The organism is Streptomyces sp. NPDC002057 (assembly GCF_040296665.1).
In the GTDB taxonomy this organism is placed as follows: Bacteria; Actinomycetota; Actinomycetes; order Streptomycetales; family Streptomycetaceae; genus Streptomyces.
In genome coordinates this window covers 71458-87187 of sequence record NZ_JBEOXR010000014.1, presented here as the reverse complement: position 1 = coordinate 87187, position 15730 = coordinate 71458, and the positions used below count along the sequence as shown (strand labels likewise).

The 15730-nt window shown below is 71.9% G+C and carries 11 protein-coding genes; 6 read left to right on the top strand and 5 right to left on the bottom strand.

Features of this window, described 5'->3' with window-relative positions; translation table 11 throughout:
- The first annotated feature begins 66 nt into the window (after positions 1–66).
- Together ABT129_RS14395 and ABT129_RS14390 are read left to right on the top strand one after the other, a co-directional pair.
- A complete protein-coding gene (locus ABT129_RS14395; protein WP_351900621.1) occupies positions 67–1332 on the top strand; it encodes a cation:proton antiporter in 1266 nt (421 codons plus the stop codon).
- Between the two features lie 86 nt (positions 1333–1418).
- Positions 1419–1838 (top strand): hypothetical protein, encoded by a 420-nt coding sequence (locus ABT129_RS14390; RefSeq protein ID WP_351900620.1) that lies wholly within the window; start codon positions 1419–1421, stop codon positions 1836–1838.
- A gap of 115 nt (positions 1839–1953) precedes the next feature.
- Here ABT129_RS14390 and ABT129_RS14385 read toward each other — a convergent pair whose 3' ends face one another.
- Positions 1954–4356, bottom strand: a complete 2403-nt coding sequence (locus ABT129_RS14385; protein WP_351900618.1) for a ricin-type beta-trefoil lectin domain protein — start codon at positions 4354–4356, stop codon at positions 1954–1956.
- 515 nt (positions 4357–4871) lie between these two features.
- Between ABT129_RS14385 and ABT129_RS14380 the strand changes: the two genes are divergently transcribed.
- From ABT129_RS14380 to ABT129_RS14370, 3 genes are all read left to right on the top strand, one after another.
- Positions 4872–7769: a lectin gene (locus tag ABT129_RS14380; RefSeq protein WP_351900617.1), complete on the top strand. Its 2898-nt coding sequence runs from the start codon at positions 4872–4874 to the stop codon at positions 7767–7769.
- Between the two features lie 16 nt (positions 7770–7785).
- Positions 7786–9558, top strand: coding sequence for a lectin (locus tag ABT129_RS14375; RefSeq protein ID WP_351900616.1), 1773 nt, complete (start codon positions 7786–7788; stop codon positions 9556–9558).
- 260 nt (positions 9559–9818) lie between these two features.
- On the top strand, positions 9819–10127 hold the full coding sequence (locus ABT129_RS14370; protein ID WP_351900614.1) for a hypothetical protein: 309 nt from the start codon (positions 9819–9821) through the stop codon (positions 10125–10127).
- Between the two features lie 108 nt (positions 10128–10235).
- Here ABT129_RS14370 and ABT129_RS14365 read toward each other — a convergent pair whose 3' ends face one another.
- Genes ABT129_RS14365 through ABT129_RS14355 form a run of 3 tightly spaced genes read right to left on the bottom strand, consistent with a single transcriptional unit; the run spans position 10236 to position 13906 of the window.
- Complete coding sequence (locus tag ABT129_RS14365; protein WP_351900613.1) at positions 10236–12350, bottom strand: xanthine dehydrogenase family protein molybdopterin-binding subunit; 2115 nt, start codon at positions 12348–12350, stop codon at positions 10236–10238.
- A gap of 18 nt (positions 12351–12368) precedes the next feature.
- Positions 12369–13352, bottom strand: coding sequence for an FAD binding domain-containing protein (locus tag ABT129_RS14360; RefSeq protein WP_351900611.1), 984 nt, complete (start codon positions 13350–13352; stop codon positions 12369–12371).
- Positions 13349–13906, bottom strand: a complete 558-nt coding sequence (locus ABT129_RS14355; protein WP_351900694.1) for a 2Fe-2S iron-sulfur cluster-binding protein — start codon at positions 13904–13906, stop codon at positions 13349–13351. The genes ABT129_RS14360 and ABT129_RS14355 overlap by 4 nt, the downstream gene beginning before the upstream one ends.
- A gap of 650 nt (positions 13907–14556) precedes the next feature.
- Between ABT129_RS14355 and ABT129_RS14350 the strand changes: the two genes are divergently transcribed.
- Positions 14557–14784, top strand: coding sequence for a hypothetical protein (locus ABT129_RS14350; protein ID WP_351900610.1), 228 nt, complete (start codon positions 14557–14559; stop codon positions 14782–14784).
- A gap of 72 nt (positions 14785–14856) precedes the next feature.
- On the opposite strand, the gene ABT129_RS14345 is transcribed toward ABT129_RS14350, so the two are convergent.
- Positions 14857–15612: a restriction endonuclease gene (locus ABT129_RS14345; protein WP_351900609.1), complete on the bottom strand. Its 756-nt coding sequence runs from the start codon at positions 15610–15612 to the stop codon at positions 14857–14859.
- Between the last annotated feature and the right edge of the window lie 118 nt (positions 15613–15730).

The following is a 15730-nucleotide window of genomic DNA, read 5'->3' as shown; positions in this document are numbered from 1 at the left end:
TGACCCGGTCACCGACCTCCACGTCATCCGGTGACCGACTCTTCCGCGAGCGAAAGGGCGCAGTGCGTGTCCTCCACCGGCAGCGTCTTCACGATCCTGGGCCTCGGCGCGCTCGCCGCGGCGGTCCTGCCCCGGCTCGTCCGCGGAAGGCCCCTGTCGATGCCCATCGTGTTCCTGGCCGCCGGTGCGGTGGCGGGGCTGCTGCCCCTCCCGCTGCCCGAGCTGGACCCTGTGGCGGACCGGGTCTGGGTCGAGCACATCACCGAGGTCTGCGTGATCGTCTCCCTCATGGGCGCCGGCCTCGCTCTGAACCGGCCCTTCGGGCTGCGCGCCTGGGCCGGGCCCGGGCGGCTGATCGGCATCACCCTGCCCTTGACGGTCCTCGCGACGACCGTCCTCATCTGGGTGCTCTTCGACTGGCCCTGGGCCACCGCGCTGCTGGTCGGCGCACTGCTCGCCCCGACCGACCCGGTTCTCGCGGCGGAGGTACGGGTGGGGGAGCCGACCGACGACGAGAACGACGAGGACGAGGTCCGCTTCACCCTGACCGCCGAGGCCGGACTCAACGACGGGCTCGCCTTCCCCTTCGTCCTCGCCGCCCTCGCGCTCGCCGCGGCCGGCGGCGTCTGGGCGGAGGCGGACTGGGGACGCTGGTTCGGCGTCGACCTCCTGGCGAAGGCGGCGATCGGCGTCGCTGTCGGCCTCGCCCTCGGCCGACTCCTCGGATGGATGTTCTTCCGGGCCGGGTCATCCTCACTCAGGCTGTCCGAGCACATGGAGGGCTTTGTCGCACTCGCCGCGACGTTCCTCTCCTACGGTCTCGCCGAACTCGCCCACGGCTACGGCTTCGTCGCCGTCTTCGTCACCGCCTGCGCCGTACGGGCCGCGGAACGCGGCCACGGCTACCACAAGGTGCTGCACGGATTCACCGAGCAGATCGAACGCGTCCTGACGGCCGGACTGCTCTTCCTCCTCGGCCACTACCTCGTCACCGACGGACTCGCGGCGCTGACCTGGGAGATGGTCCTGCTCGCCGTGGCGCTCCTCGTCGTCATCCGCCCGTTGACGGGATGGGTCGCCCAGCTCGGCTTCGTCACCGGCCCCCGGGAACGGGTGGTCACCGCGGTCTTCGGGCTGCGCGGCATCGGCTCCCTCTTCTACCTCGCGTACGCGCTCGGCCACCACGGATTCGACGGACAGGCCCGCGATCTGTGGGCCCTCACCGCCACCACGGTGGCCCTGTCCGTGCTGCTCCACGGCGCGAGCGCCACACCGGTCATCCGCCGTCTGGACCGGCTGCGCGAGATCCGCCCGCCCGGCGCCCCGCCCTGACGGGTCCGCCCCGAGGGGCTCCGCGCCAGGCCTCGGTCCGGCAGCGCCACGGGCACGTGCGGAGCGATGGAGGGACAATGGGTCCAATGATGACCGTGCTGATAGCAGGCCTGCCCGAGGGCGCCGAGCTGGAATCGGTGCGCGCCCGCGTCCACTCCAGCCCGCACTTCCGCATCGTCGCCCATGCCTTCGAGCCCCGGATCGCCCTGGCCCAGGCGCGCGTCCTGCTGCCCGACATCGCGGTGATCACCCGCCATCTGCCGCACCCCGAGGCCGAGCTCGCCCGCTACCGTCTCGTACGGGATCTGCGCGCCCTGGATCCGCCCACCGGCATCGTCCTGCGCCGGGACGCCGACGAGTCGGACCGACCGCTCGGCCCGGGCGCCGAACCGCTCGACGGGGCGATCCACGAGATTCGCCGCGGGGAGGCCGATGCCCTCTGGGACGCGCTGGTCACCATCGGCCGGCGTCGCGCCACCTGCGACACCGACCCGCCGGCGCTCTGACCCCGAGCGGCTCGACCCGTCAGGGCCGAGCCGCGAGGAGAGGCGGAGACCGAGCGCGGCACGGGTGGACGACCCTCCGGCCACGCCCCGTACTCCGATCGGGGCGCACGCTACGTCACGGCAGGATCCATTTCTGGTTGGGGCCGGTGTGGCAGGTCCACAGGTGGACGGCAGTGCCGTCGTTCCAGGTACCGCCCGAGGCGTCCAGACACTTGCCCGACTGCGGGTTCCGGAGGGTGCCGTCGGAGGCCTGGGCCGCCCACTTCTGCGCGGCCGACCCGTTGCAGGTCCACAGCTGGACCTTCGTACCGTCCGCCGAGCCGCTGTTGGAGACGTCCAGGCACTTGCCGAGCACCTTCACCGTGCCGTCGCCGGGCACGGTCCACTGCTGGGCGCCGGTGCCGTTGCAGGTCCACAGCTGGATCTTCGTGCCGTCGGCGGTCTGGGCGTTGTCGACGTCCAGGCACTTGTTGCGGACGCCCCTCACCTCACCCGGCCCGGACACCCCACCGGGGAGACGGTTGAGCGTGTACCAGGCCTCCGTGCTCCACAGGGGCTCCCCGGTCGCCGAACTGAAGGGGCGGGGCGAGCGGACATGGACCACGCGGTCGGCCTTGAGCCCCGGGATCGTCAGGGTGACCGTCCTGCGGTCGGCGGAGAGCGAGGCCGACTGCGCGGTGAGGGTCTCCTCGTCGAGCTTCGGGCCGCCGTAGTCCGCGGTCGGTGCGTAGCGCCACTGCTCGATCTTGTAGTGCTTCGCCAGGTCGTTCGCCGTCTCCGTCGACAGGGGCTGGGTGTACTCCAGGGCGAAACCGCCCGGCACGGCGCGCATGGCGCGGATGTCGAAGGCCCGGGAACCGTTCGGCGTCAGCTTCTGCAGGCCGAAGGCGAGCTTGCCCTCCTGGCCCCAGTTGCCGCCGGCGCCCAGCCCTCCGGCGTACAGCGCGCCGTCGGGGCCGACGCTGATGCGGGTCACACCCGCTTCGAGGCCCTGGGTGAGGCGGAAGACCGCGCCCTGGTACTCGCCGCCGACCTTCTCCAGGAATCCGCGCTGGATGCCGCCGTAGGTCACGTCGCCGAACAGCATCTGCCCGGCGAAGGGGCCTTCGGTCAGCTGGAGGGGGGTGCTCGGGGAGTTGGCGATCTCGTTCTGCGGCAGCCAGAGCACCGGCTTCGTCACGGGCTGGGAGTCGAAGGGCCCGGCCGGGTTGGTGTAGTGGTGGAAGAACCTGCCCTGTTTGATGTGCACCAGCTTCGACGACGGCAGCCAGCCGCCCTGGTTGTCGGTGGCGAAGAGCTCCCCTTCCGGTCCCCACCCGATGCCGTTCGGGGTGCGCAGCCCTCCGGCCACGTACGAGACCGCACCGGTCTGCTTGTTCACCTTGATGGTGGTCCCTCGGTTCGCCGCCGGCTGCGGATTCGTGGTCGCGCCGCCGTAGTTGATGGCGACCGAGAGGTTGAGGTAGAAGAACCCGTCCTTGTGGAGCAGGCCGAAGGCGAACTCGTGGAAGTTGCCGCCGAAGGGCCAGGTCGCCACGGTCCGGTACTGGTCGGTGACCTCGTCGCCGTTGGTGTCGTTGAGTTCGGTCAGTTCGTGTTTCTGCGAGACGTAGAGCTTGCCGTCGACGTACTTGACGCCCATGGGCTCCTTGAGGCCCGAGGCCACCTTCTTGTAGGTGACCTTGTCCGGGCCTGTGCTGCCCGTGACGTGGGACAGCAGGTACACCTCGCCCACGCTGTTGTTGCTGCCGCCCCAGGTGGTCACGGCGAGTCGGCCGTCCGGCAGCCAGTCCATCGCGGAGACCTGCGGTTCGAAGCCGTCCGGACGCAGGTCGGTGAGGGTGTAGTCGGGATGGACCCCGGTCAGCGGCAGGCCGTCGCCGGGGGAGTCGGTGCCGGCCTCGCACTCCTTGCGGCCCGGCGCGGTCACGCGGACGACGTCGGCGTCCGTGCTCAGGGCCGTGGTGGGGACGACGGCGAAGCCGGATGCGCCGGGAGGCTTCCACGCCAGCGTCAGCCGCTGACCGCCGTCACGCTCGAAGTGCTCGATGCGCAGGGCATGGGGCCCGGCCGTCAGGTCGACCGTCGCGTCCTTCGGCTCGGCCCCGTGGAGACCGCCGTGGTCGATCACCAGCTGGTCGTCGATCCAGAGGCGGGAGCCGTCGTCGCTGGTGAGGCGGAACGTGTAGGCACCCGCCTGCGGGGCGCCGAGATTGCCGATCACCTGGGTGACGAAGTGGGTCTCCAGCCCGAAGTCCCCGGCCGTGGACCAGTCGACCACCGGCATCAGCTTGTCGATGTTGGGGGTCTGGCCGGCCTTCAGGGTGCACAGGTCACCGAGTGGAACCTGCACGTCGAAGACGCGGAGCGTGACTCCGGGCTCCTGCGGAGGGAGTGCCGCGGTGGCCGGGCCGTCGGCGGGGGCGGGGGCGGCCGACAGACCGAGGGCGAGCAACGACGTGACGAGTGTGCCGACCAGACGTCCGGCCGGGTGACGGGGGTACAGCCGTGGACGCACGTGACCTCCTGACGGCCCCTCACGGGGGAGGGGCTCGATCGGGTGAGCGGGAATCCACCGCTGCCGGGGCGCGCCGTCGCTCCGGACACGGAGGTGAGTGAGGACGGGGCCAGGGGCGGGCCCGCGCCGTCGCTCGGTCACAGTAGGGACTTCTTCCGTCACCGTCCATGCTTTGTCCTCGGCGCGCGAAAAGTTCCGGCCTCGTGAGCCGTCCCGCCCGCGCCGGGATCGCGGGTGAGGTGGTGGCCGAGGGGCGTGTGTGAGGGCACGGCGTCTCAACTGCCCATATGAGCTTGGCCTGTTGGGAGCGTGCACCTACTTTGTCCCGTGTAGGGAGAAAGTAGTGAGAAGTTGCGCGCGCAGGGTTACGCCCTCCGACAAAGCCCGCTAGCTTCCTTGAAACGAACCGGTCACAGAGCTCCGTGCCCGGCCCCCGCGACGCGACGGCGCGCGTCGATGGCTACCTGGCAGTCCCCCTCGGCTGCCGCCATCCCACCCCACTTCGGGAGACCTCTGTGCGCACGAAAACGCTCAGACACAGACGCGTCCGCGTCCTCTTGACCGCCGCGGCATGCGCCGTCGGCTGTCTCCTGCCGGTGTCCCCGGCCACCGCCACGACGAGCCACCAGGACGGCCCCGTCGCGGCCGCGGCCGCGCCGCAGGCGCACCGGGACAGCGGTGCCGCAGCCGCGGCCGCGCCGGAGTTCCAGCAGGTGACGCTTGCCAAAGGGGTGGCCGAGACCGGCGAACCCATGACGCTGGCGGTGCTGCCCGACCGCTCGGTCCTGCACACCTCGCGTGACGGCACCCTCCGTCTGACGAACGCCGCCGGCACCACCACCGTGGCCGGCAAGGTCGACGTCTACAGCCACGACGAGGAAGGCCTCCAGGGCGTCGCCGCCGATCCGGGCTTCTCCTCGAACCGGCACGTCTACCTCTACTACGCGCCCAAGCTCACCACCCCGGGCGGTGACGCCCCCGCGGACGGACCGGCAGGCGCCTTCACGCCGTTCGACGGGGTGAACCGGCTGTCCAGGTTCGTCCTGAGGACGGACGGCACCCTGGACCTGGGCAGCGAGAAGAAGATCCTCGACGTGCCCGCCTCCCGCGGCATCTGCTGCCACGTCGGCGGCGACATCGACTTCGACGCCGCGGGCAACCTGTACCTGTCCACCGGCGACGACAGCAACCCCTTCGCCTCGGACGGCTTCACCCCGATCGACGAGCGGGCCTCCCGCAACCCGGCCTACGACGCCCAGCGCTCGGCCGGAAACACCAACGACCTGCGGGGCAAGGTCCTGCGCATCAAGGTTAACGCCGACGGCTCCTACGCGATCCCCAGCGGCAACCTCTTCCCGCCGGGCACCGCCAGGACCCGCCCCGAGATCTACGCGATGGGCTTCCGCAACCCCTTCAGGATGAGCGTCGACAAGGCCACCGGCATCGTCCACCTCGGTGACTACGGTCCCGACTCCGGGACCGCCAACCCCGGACGAGGACCGGAGGGCCAGGTCGAGTTCAACCGGATCACCCGGGCCGGCAACTTCGGCTGGCCCTACTGCACCGGCGGGAACGACGCCTACACCGACTACGACTTCGCCACCGGCACCTCCGGAGCCACGTTCAACTGCGCCGCGCCCAGGAACACCTCGCCCCGCAACACCGGCCTCACCGATCTGCCGCCCGCCCAGGCCGCCTGGCTCCCGTACAACGGCGGTTCGGTTCCCGAGTTCGGCGGCGGTTCCGAGTCACCCATGGCGGGCCCGGTGTACCGCTACGACGCCGCCTCCACCTCCGACGTGAAGTTCCCGCAGGAGTACGACGGGGACTTCTTCGCCGGCGAGTTCGGGCGCCGCTGGATCAAGCGCGTCGAGACGGCCGGCGACGGCACGGTGCAGACGATCAACCCCTTCCCCTGGAGCGGCACCCAGGTGATGGACATGGCCTTCGGGCCCGACGGCGCCCTCTACGTCCTCGACTACGGCACCGGCTACTTCAACGGCGACGCCAACTCCGCGCTCTACCGCGTCGAGCACGTGACGGGCGGCCACGCCCCGGTGGCCCAGGCCAAGGCGAACATCACCTCGGGCAGGGCGCCCCTGGCCGTCACGTTCTCGTCGGCGGGAAGCTCCGACGCCGACGGCGACGCCCTCAGCTACGCCTGGACCTTCGGCGACGGCTCCACCTCGACCGCGGCCAACCCCTCCCACACGTACGTCGCCAACGGCCAGTACACGGCCACGCTCAGGACCACCGACACCACCGGCAGGTCCGCGACGGCCTCGGTGCAGATCACGGTCGGGAACACCGCGCCCACAGTGCGGCTGGACCTGCCCCTCGACGGCAGCATCTACGACTTCGGCGCGGCGATACCGTTCAAGGTGACCGTCACCGACCCCGAGGACGGCACGATCGACTGCTCCAAGGTGAAGGTCACCTTCATCGTCGGCCACGACAGCCACGGACACCCGCAGACCTCCGCCACCGGATGCACCGGCACCCTGCAGACGCTCGCGGACGGTGAGCACGACCCCAACGCCAACATCTTCGGCGTCGTCGACGCCGAGTACACGGACAAGGGCGCCAACGGACAGCCCGCGCTCACCGCGCACGACCAGCACGTCGTCCAGCCCAGCCACCGGCAGGCCGAGCACTACTCGGCGTCCTCGGGGGTCCAGGTCGTCTCCCACACCCCCGCCCACGGAGGAAAGACCGTCGGCTACATCGAGAACGGCGACTGGATCGCCTTCACGCCCTACGCCCTGCAGAACACCGGCACGTTCACCGCACGGGTCTCCTCCGCGGGAACGGGCGGCACGATCGAGGTGCGCGCCGGATCCCCGACCGGCACCCTCCTCGGCACCGCGACCGTCCCCGTCACCGGCGGCTGGGAGACCTTCCAGGACGTCACGGCCCCGCTCACCGGCCAGCCCGCCGGCTCCACCTCGCTCCACCTCGTCTTCAAGGGCGGCGGCGGTTCGCTCTTCGACGTGGACGAGTTCTCCTTCACCACCTCCGGCGGGGCCACCCGTACGGGCGAGGTGAAGGGCGCCAACGGGAAGTGCCTCGACGTGGACGGGGGCGCCGTCGCGGACGGCACGAAGGTCCAGCTCTGGACCTGCAACGGCAGCGCCGCCCAGAAGTGGACCGTCGCCGCCGACGGCTCGCTGGGAGCCCTGGGCAAGTGCCTCGACGTCGCCGGCGGCGGTACGGCGGACGGCACCGCGATCCGGCTGTGGACGTGCAACGGCACGGGCGCGCAGAAGTGGGCGCCGCAGACGGCCGACGGCACGGTCCGGAGCCCCCAGTCCGGCAAGTGCCTGGACGCCTCGGGCGGTACCTGGAACGACGGCACGCCCGTGCACCTGTGGACCTGCCACACCGGCCCCAACCAGAAGTGGACCCTGCCGTAGAAAGGAGGCGACACCCATGCGCACCCACCTCAGAGCGATTCTCGGCCTCTTCGCCGTCGCCGCGCTCACGCTCTCCCCGCAGGCCGCGGCCCTCGCCGCACCCCCGACCGTCGTGACGGACCAGCCCGCCGCCACGGTCACCGCCCCCCGCGCGGCCGCGGACCCGGCGTACAAGATCCTGGTCTTCTCCAAGACGGCCGGCTTCCGGCACTCCTCGATCGACGACGGCCTCGCGGCTCTGCGCGGCCTGGGCACGGCCAACAGCTTCACCGTCGACGCCACCGAGGACGGCGCGGCCTTCACCACCGGCAACCTCGCCCAGTACAAGGCGGTCGTCTTCCTGTCGACGACCGGCGACGTGCTCAACGCCGCCCAGCAGACCGCGTTCGAACAGTACGTACAGGGCGGCGGCGGGTACGTCGGCATCCACGCCGCCGCCGACACCGAGTACGACTGGCCCTTCTACGAAGGACTCGCCGGAGCGCTCTTCCACTCCCATCCGGCCATCCAGCCCGCCGTCGTCAAGGTCGAGAACCGGGCACACGACGCCACCGCCCACCTCGGCGCCACCTGGCAGCGCACCGACGAGTGGTACAACTACCGCACCAACCCGCGTACCACCGCCCGTGTCCTGGCCTCGCTCGACGAATCCAGCTACTCGGGCGGGAACATGTCCGGCGACCACCCGATCGCCTGGTGCAAGGACTACCAGGGAGGCCGGGCCTTCTACACCGGCGGCGGCCACACCGACGAGTCGTACACCGAGACCGCCTTCCGCCGGCACCTCCTCGGCGGGATCCGCTGGGCCGCCGGCATGACCGACGCCGACTGCCGCCCCGAGACCGGCTACACCGCCCTGTTCGACGGCTCGTCCACGGCGGGCTGGAAACAGGCCGGACCGGGATCGTTCGCTCTCGCGGACGGCACCCTCACCTCGCAGGGCGGGCTGGGCATGCTCTGGTACTCCGCGAAGGAGTACACGGGCGACTACTCCGTCAAGCTGGACTGGAGAGCCGCCGGGGACGACAACTCCGGAGTCTTCCTGGGCTTCCCCGCCTCCGACGATCCGTGGTCCGCGGTGAACAACGGCTACGAGATCCAGATCGACGCCACCGACGCGGCCGACCGCACCACCGGCGCCGTCTACGGCTTCCGGTCCGCCGACCTCGCCGCACGCGACGCGGCGCTCAATCCGCCGGGGGAGTGGAACACGTACGAGCTCAGGGTCACCGGCGAACGCCTGGAGATCTTCCTGAACGGCCGGAAGATCAACGACTTCACCAACACCGACCCCGCACGGAGCCTGCGCCAGGGCCACATCGGCCTCCAGAACCACGGGGACGGCGACGACGTCGCCTTCCGCAACATCCGCGTCAAGCAGAGCGGGGGACAGCAGCCCGGTCCGCGCACCGGGGAGGTGAAGGGCGTCAACGGCAAGTGTCTGGACGTCGACAACGCCCAGACCGCCGACGGTACGAAGGTTCAGGTGTGGACGTGCAACGGCAGCGGCGCCCAGAAGTGGACGGTCGCGGACGACGGCTCGCTGCGGGCGCTGGGCAAGTGCCTGGATGTGTCCGGTGGGGGTGGTGCCGACGGCACGAGGATCCAGCTGTGGACGTGCAACGGCACCGGGGCGCAGAAATGGGTGCCCCAGGCCTCCGACGGAACGGTCCGGAACCCGCAGTCCGGCAAGTGCCTGGACGCCTCGGGCGGCACCTGGAACGACGGCACGCCCGTGCACCTGTGGACCTGCCACACCGGCCCCAACCAGAAGTGGACCCTGCCGTGACGGCACGACCGTCCCGAAGGGGGTGACCGGCCCGGTGGTCGCGTGAGCGGAGTCGGCCCCCGGGGCTGATCCCCGCGACCGTCCGGCTCGTGCCGTCGGGACGGGAGGAGGGGCGGACCTGACCGGTCCGCCCCTCCTCTCCCGCGCTCCGCCCCGCCGGCGCGAGAAGAACCCGACGCGATTCCGATGGACCGCGCCGATCGGGGTACATGGGGAGGAAGCAGAACGATCAGCAAGTCCGCCCCATGCGAGGAGACGTCGTGACCACCTTCGTCATCACCGTGCCCGGCACGTTCATCTCGGACATCACCACCTCCGAGCGTGCGACTCTCGAACGGAAGCTGACCTCGCGGCACACGGACATCAGCGAGAGCGAAGACGTCGACCTGCTCACGCTGAACGAGGACGGAACCTTCGCGATCCGCCTCGAAGTCCAGGCCGCGGACCAGTACGAGGCCAAGCTGGACGCCACACGGCTGGTCTCCGAGGCGCTCAGGGAGGCGGGCGTCAAGGAAGCCGATGCCCCGCTCGGCCCGCCCGCCGTCACCGGGATCGACACCGACCTCTGACGCCATGGAGACGTGCAACGGACTGACATCGGCGGTGCGTCAACCATGGCCATCTCGGTGGGGGAGGTGACGCACCGCACGATGCGAGGCCGGATCCGGCGCGGCGGCTCAGGCGCGCAGGTGCGGAAGGAGCCGGTCCGGAGTCAGCGGCAGCGCCCTCAGCCGTACACCCACCGCGTGGTGCACGGCGTTGGCGATCGCGGCGGCCGTGCCCACGATTCCGATCTCCCCGATCCCCTTGCTGCCCATGGGGTTGAGGTGGGAGTCCTCCTCGTCCAGCCAGTGCGCCTCGATCGCCGGCACGTCGGCGCAGGACGGCACGTGGTAGGAGGCCAGGTCGCGCTCCGCGAAGTCCCCGAACCCGGGGTCCAGGGTGCTGCCCTCGGTCAGCGCCATGCCCAGTCCCATCGTCATGCCGCCGATGAACTGTGAGCGCGCGGTACGCGGGCTGAGCACCCGGCCCGCCGCGAAGACCCCGAGCAGACGGCGGACCCGTACCTCGCCCGTCACGGTGTCCACCTCGACCTCGGCGAACTGCGCGCCGAACGCGTGCCGGGCGTACGGGGAGTCCTGCCCGGCCTCCTCCGCGGTGTCCGCGTGCGCGGTGAGGCCCTCGGGCGGGAGCGGGCCGGAGTGGGTGCGCAGCAGGCCGGCCAGGGCCGCGCAGGCTTTGTGGACGGCCCAGCCCCACGACGAGGTCCCCGAGGAACCGCCCGCGAGCGGAGCGGCCGGAAGGCTGCTGCTGCCGAGCTCCACGCGCACCGAGGCCGACGGGACGCCGAGGGCCTCGGCGGCGACCTGGGCGAGGACGGTCCGTGCTCCGGTGCCGATGTCGGTGGCGTTGAGCCGGACGAGGTGGCTGCCGTCGGGTGCGGCGTGCGCGGAGGCCGTCGAGGGACTGAGGAGGTACGGGTACGTGGACGCCGCACTCCCGGTGCCGGACAGCCGGTCGCCGATCCGCCGCACCCCCGGCCGGGGATCGCGGTCCGCCCAGCCGAACAGCCGGGCGCCCTCCCGCAGGCACTCCGCGAGGTTCCTGCTGCTGAACGGTCTGCCGCTGTCGGGTTCGGTGGCGGGCTCGTTGCGCAGCCGGAGTTCGACCGGATCGACGCCCGCGGCGACGGCCAGCTCGTCCATGGCCGATTCGAGGGCGTACATGCCGGATGCCTCGCCCGGGGCGCGCATCCACGAGGGTGTGGGCACGTCCAGGGCCACCACCCGGTGGCTCGTCCGGCTGTGGGGCGAGGTGTACATGGTGCGGGCGGGTACGGCCGCCTGCTCGACGAACTCCTTCACCGTGGACGTCTGGGTGATGACCTCGTGGGCGAGGGCGCCGATCACACCGTCGGCGTCCGCGCCGAGGCGGACGCGCTGGACCGTGGGGGCGCGGTGGCCGACGACGGCGGCGAGTTCGCGGCGGGGGAGGACCAGTTTGACGGGCTGTCCGAGGTGCCGGGCGGCCATGGCGGCGAGCACGACCTGGGGCCTCGGGGTGCCTTTGGAGCCGAAGCCGCCACCGACGTACGAGGAGTCGACCGTGACGCGGTGCTCGGGCACCCGGAACAGCTGCGCGAGGACGCCTCGTACGGTCGTCGACCCCTGGCTGGAGTCGTACACGGTCAGCTCGTCGTCCTCCCACCACGCGGTGGAGGCGTGCGGTTCCATCGGATGGTTGTGCAGCGCGGACAGGGTGAACGTCGCGTCGACCGTCACGGCGGACGAGGCGAAGGCCGCGTCGAAGTCCCCGCGCTCCCGCACGGCCGGATGGCCGCCGTTCGCCTCCTCGGGGGTGTAGAGCCGGGGATGGCCGGCGGGCGGTCCCGGGTCGTGGTCCTCGGTGGCGTACTCGATCCGCAGCTCGGCGGCGCCCGCGCGCGCGTTCTCCAGGGTGTCCGCGACCACGACGGCGACGTACCAGCCTCGGTGCGGGACACGCTCGTCCTGCAGCAGCGCCAGCGTCGGGTCCTCGGCCGTGCCGAGGCGCGGCGCGTTCTCGTGGCTGAGGACCGCGTGCACGCCGGGCCGCCGCAGGATCTCGTCGGAGTGGACGGCGGTGACCCTGCCGCGCGCGACGGTGGCGGGCACGGGCACGGCGTGGAGGCAGCCGGGCGGGGTGTGCTCGGCGGCGTAGCGGGCCGCGCCGGTCACCTTCCGCCGGGCGTCGCGACGGACGGCGTCGGCATCGGACACGGGCGGGGCCTGGGGCGGGGGAGTCGGGGGCATGACGGTGGCCTGAGCTCCTCAGGGACGGGACGTGAGATCGGTGAGCACACGGACGGCGAGGTTGCGGGCGAGCGGCACCTTGAAGCCGTTGTCGCGCAGCGGCCGGGCGGCGGCGAGTTCGGCGTCGGCGGCCCGCTCGTACGTCTCCGCCGTGGCGGGCGCTCCGAGCAGCACCGCCTCGGCCGCGCGGGCCCGCCACGGTTTGGGGGCGAGCCCGCCGAAGGCGAGGGCGGCGTGGCGAACGACGCCGTCCTCCACGGTGACGGCGGCGGCGACGGAGGCGAGCGCGAAGGCGTAAGAGGCTCGGTCACGGGCTTTGCGGTAGGCGCTGCGGGCCCCGGTGGGAGGTGGGAGCGTCACGCCGGTGACGAGCTCACCGGGACGGACGACGGTGTCCTGCTCCGGCCGGTCACCCGGCAGCCGGTGGAACTCGGTGACCGGCACCGTGCGGTCGCCGTCGGCTCCGAGCACCTGCACCCTCGCGTCGAGACACGCGAGCGCGACCGCCATGTCCGACGGGTGCGTGGCGACGCACCGATCGGAGTGACCGAGCACCGCGAGGTCGCGGTGGACTCCCTCGCGAGCGGGACAGCCCGTGCCCGGTTCGCGCTTGTTGCACGGCTTGGAGGTGTCCTGGAAGTACGGGCAGCGGGTGCGCTGGAAGAGGTTGCCGCCGGTGGTGGCGGTGTTGCGGAGCTGTGCGGAGGCGCCGGCGAGGAGCGCCTGCGACAGCACGGGGTAACGGGTCCGTACGAGAGGGTGGGCGGCCAGGTCGCTGTTGCGCACGGTGGCCCCGATGCGCAGGCCCCCGTCGGGCGTCTCGTCGACGCCGTCCAGCGGCAGCCGGCTGATGTCGACGAGGAACGGCGGGTCGGCCACCCCGAGCTTCATCAGGTCGACGAGGTTGGTCCCGCCGGCGAGGTACTGGGCGCGGGGGTGGGCCGCGAACGCGGCGAGCGCCTCCTCGGCGCGCTCGGCCCGCAGATATCCGAAGGGCTTCACCGGGCGACCTCCTCGATGGCGTCCACGATGTTCGGGTAGGCCCCGCAGCGGCAGATGTTGCCGCTCATGCGCTCACGGATCTCCTCCGGGGTGAGGGTCACCGGGCCGTGGCCCAGGGGCTCGTCCGGCGGTGTCACATGGGAGGGGTGCCCGGCGGCCGCCTCGTCCAGCAGGGCCACGGCCGAGCAGATCTGACCGGGAGTGCAGTAGCCGCACTGGAGGGCGTCCCGCGAGACGAACGCCTCCTGGAGGGGATGGAGACGGCCCTCCTCGGCGAGGCCCTCGATCGTGGTGACCGGCTCGTCGCACGTCACCGCGAACAGCAGGCAGCTGTTCACCCGCCGCCCGCCCACGAGCACTGTGCAGGCACCGCACTGCCCGTGGTCACAGCCCTTCTTGGCTCCGGTGAGGTCCAGGTGCTCACGCAGGGCGTCCAGGAGGGTCGTGCGGTGGTCGAGAGGGAGGGTGTGCGTGGTTCCGTTGACCTGGAGAGAGACGGTCGACGTGAAGGCCCGCTCTCCGGCCGCGCCGCTCTCGGGCGCGGCCGCGCCCACGCCGGTCGCTTCGGTACGGTCCACGGTGCTAGCTCCTCCGCCGGTGGATGGGGTGACCTGCTGCCCGACATCCCCTTCCCCGCCTCCCGCACGATATGTCCTCGATGTCCGCCGAACGGCGCAGGGGAGGACATTCTCCGGATGCGGTGCGCATGCTCGGCGGGTTCGGGGGCAGACGGTGGGCGAGAGCACATGGGACTGCTCTCGCCGCCGGGCTTGCGACCGCTCTCCCCCCTCGTGTCGCGGGCCCGCCGGACCGCGCGCGCGGTCCGCACCAGGCAGGGGTGCGGGCCGTGCGCGCGCCACGCGGAGCGTGACCGCCCGGTGACGTTCCCGGGCGCGGTCGAGCCGATGTCGACTCCGTGTGAGTCCCGCCCCTGATCGCCCGGACGTACCCCACCTGTGACGTGGCGCCGGCGCGCGGGCGCAGGCACGCCGTACGCGGCCGATGACCTGTGCGTACGGACCGACGGGAGCCGACACGCTGCGGCGCCGAGGTTTGCCGCACGGCACACGGGTCAGCAGCCAAGGGGCGGGCCTGTTTCCCGGTCGGCCCGGCGCGGGCCCCGCGCGACGCCCCCGGCCCGTGTCCAGCAGCGAAGAACCGTAGTCAGAGCGCGAACAACCGCCGTCATAAGAAGGTGAGCCGTATGAACACTCCGGACGAGCTCGATCGGACGGAGAAACCGCTTCCCCGCGACCCGCAGAACCAGCAGGCGGAGGAGGGGGAGGACCCCCTGGCGATACCCGTACCGGACTGGCCGGACAGCGACGCGCCCGAGACCGATGTGGCGGGTACCGGACGGAAGGGTCGCGGCGAGGGCGACACCACTCAGGACGAGGGCGAGGGTTCGGCCGTGGACGAACCGGTGGACTGACGCGCGGCCTCACCGTCGGCCCCGCCACGACGCGGACAGCCCCCCGCCCCTCCTCGATGCGGACGCAGCCGCTCAGACCGGGTCGGGCAGAGGGACGGGAACGGTCGGGTCCGTCGAGAGCGCGTCCCAGGGGGCGGGCGCGACCTGGTCCGTCCACGCGGCCAGCGCCTCCCCGTCCACGCAGACGATCCCGCACGTGGCGGCGTAGTCGACAGCGGGCGCCGTGAAGGAACTTGTGGTCACCACGATGGCCACGTCCGCCTCGTGGATGGTGAAGCAGGTGCCGCCGAACCTCTGCAGATCCTGGGAGCCGACGCGGTTGTCCTCCGCGTAGTGCTTGCACTGGAGTACGACGCGTCGCCCGTCCGCGGTCACCGCGACCACATCGGCGCCCAGGTCGCCGGCTCCGCCGACCACTTCCACGGCGGTGCAGCCGTCGCGCGCGCAGAGCGCGGCCACCGTGTGCTCGAAGCCGTCGGCGTCGACCGCCGCGTGATCCAGGGCCTCGGCCCCGAGGTCGGGAACCTCCGGGGCGGGGAACGGTTCGTCCGGCGCGCCGACGGGACGGACGCGGTCGTGATCCCGGCCGTACCCCTTGCTCCTCCTGATCACCGCCAGCACGACGGCGAGCACTCCCAGGGCACCGAGCGCCACGAGGACGGCGACGGCGACCCCCGAGCCGCGGCTTCCTGCCGCCTGGGCCGCCTTGACGAAGAGGGCCAGGCCCCCGACGCATATCCCCACGAGTCCCACGGCCAGCACCAGATCGCGCCCGATGGCCGCAGGGCGACGCCCTGCCCCGCCCCTGCCTATCCCGGTGGACTTCATCCGGGCCCTCCCTCATTCGTCAACGGCTCACGCACACCGCGGCCCCGATCCGGGAAGGTTCGGGGCTCGCGTCGGTATCGGTATGCGGGTCAGTGCTGCGGCGTCCCTCTCGGAGAGG

Coding starts and splice junctions, on each gene's coding strand:
- ABT129_RS14390 (WP_351900620.1), top strand. CDS start 1,419: ATGATGACCGTGCTGATAGCAGGCCTGCCCGAGGGCGCCGAGCTGGAA.
- ABT129_RS14345 (WP_351900609.1), bottom strand. CDS start 15,612: ATGAAGTCCACCGGGATAGGCAGGGGCGGGGCAGGGCGTCGCCCTGCG.
- ABT129_RS14375 (WP_351900616.1), top strand. CDS start 7,786: ATGCGCACCCACCTCAGAGCGATTCTCGGCCTCTTCGCCGTCGCCGCG.
- ABT129_RS14350 (WP_351900610.1), top strand. CDS start 14,557: ATGAACACTCCGGACGAGCTCGATCGGACGGAGAAACCGCTTCCCCGC.
- ABT129_RS14365 (WP_351900613.1), bottom strand. CDS start 12,350: ATGCCCCCGACTCCCCCGCCCCAGGCCCCGCCCGTGTCCGATGCCGAC.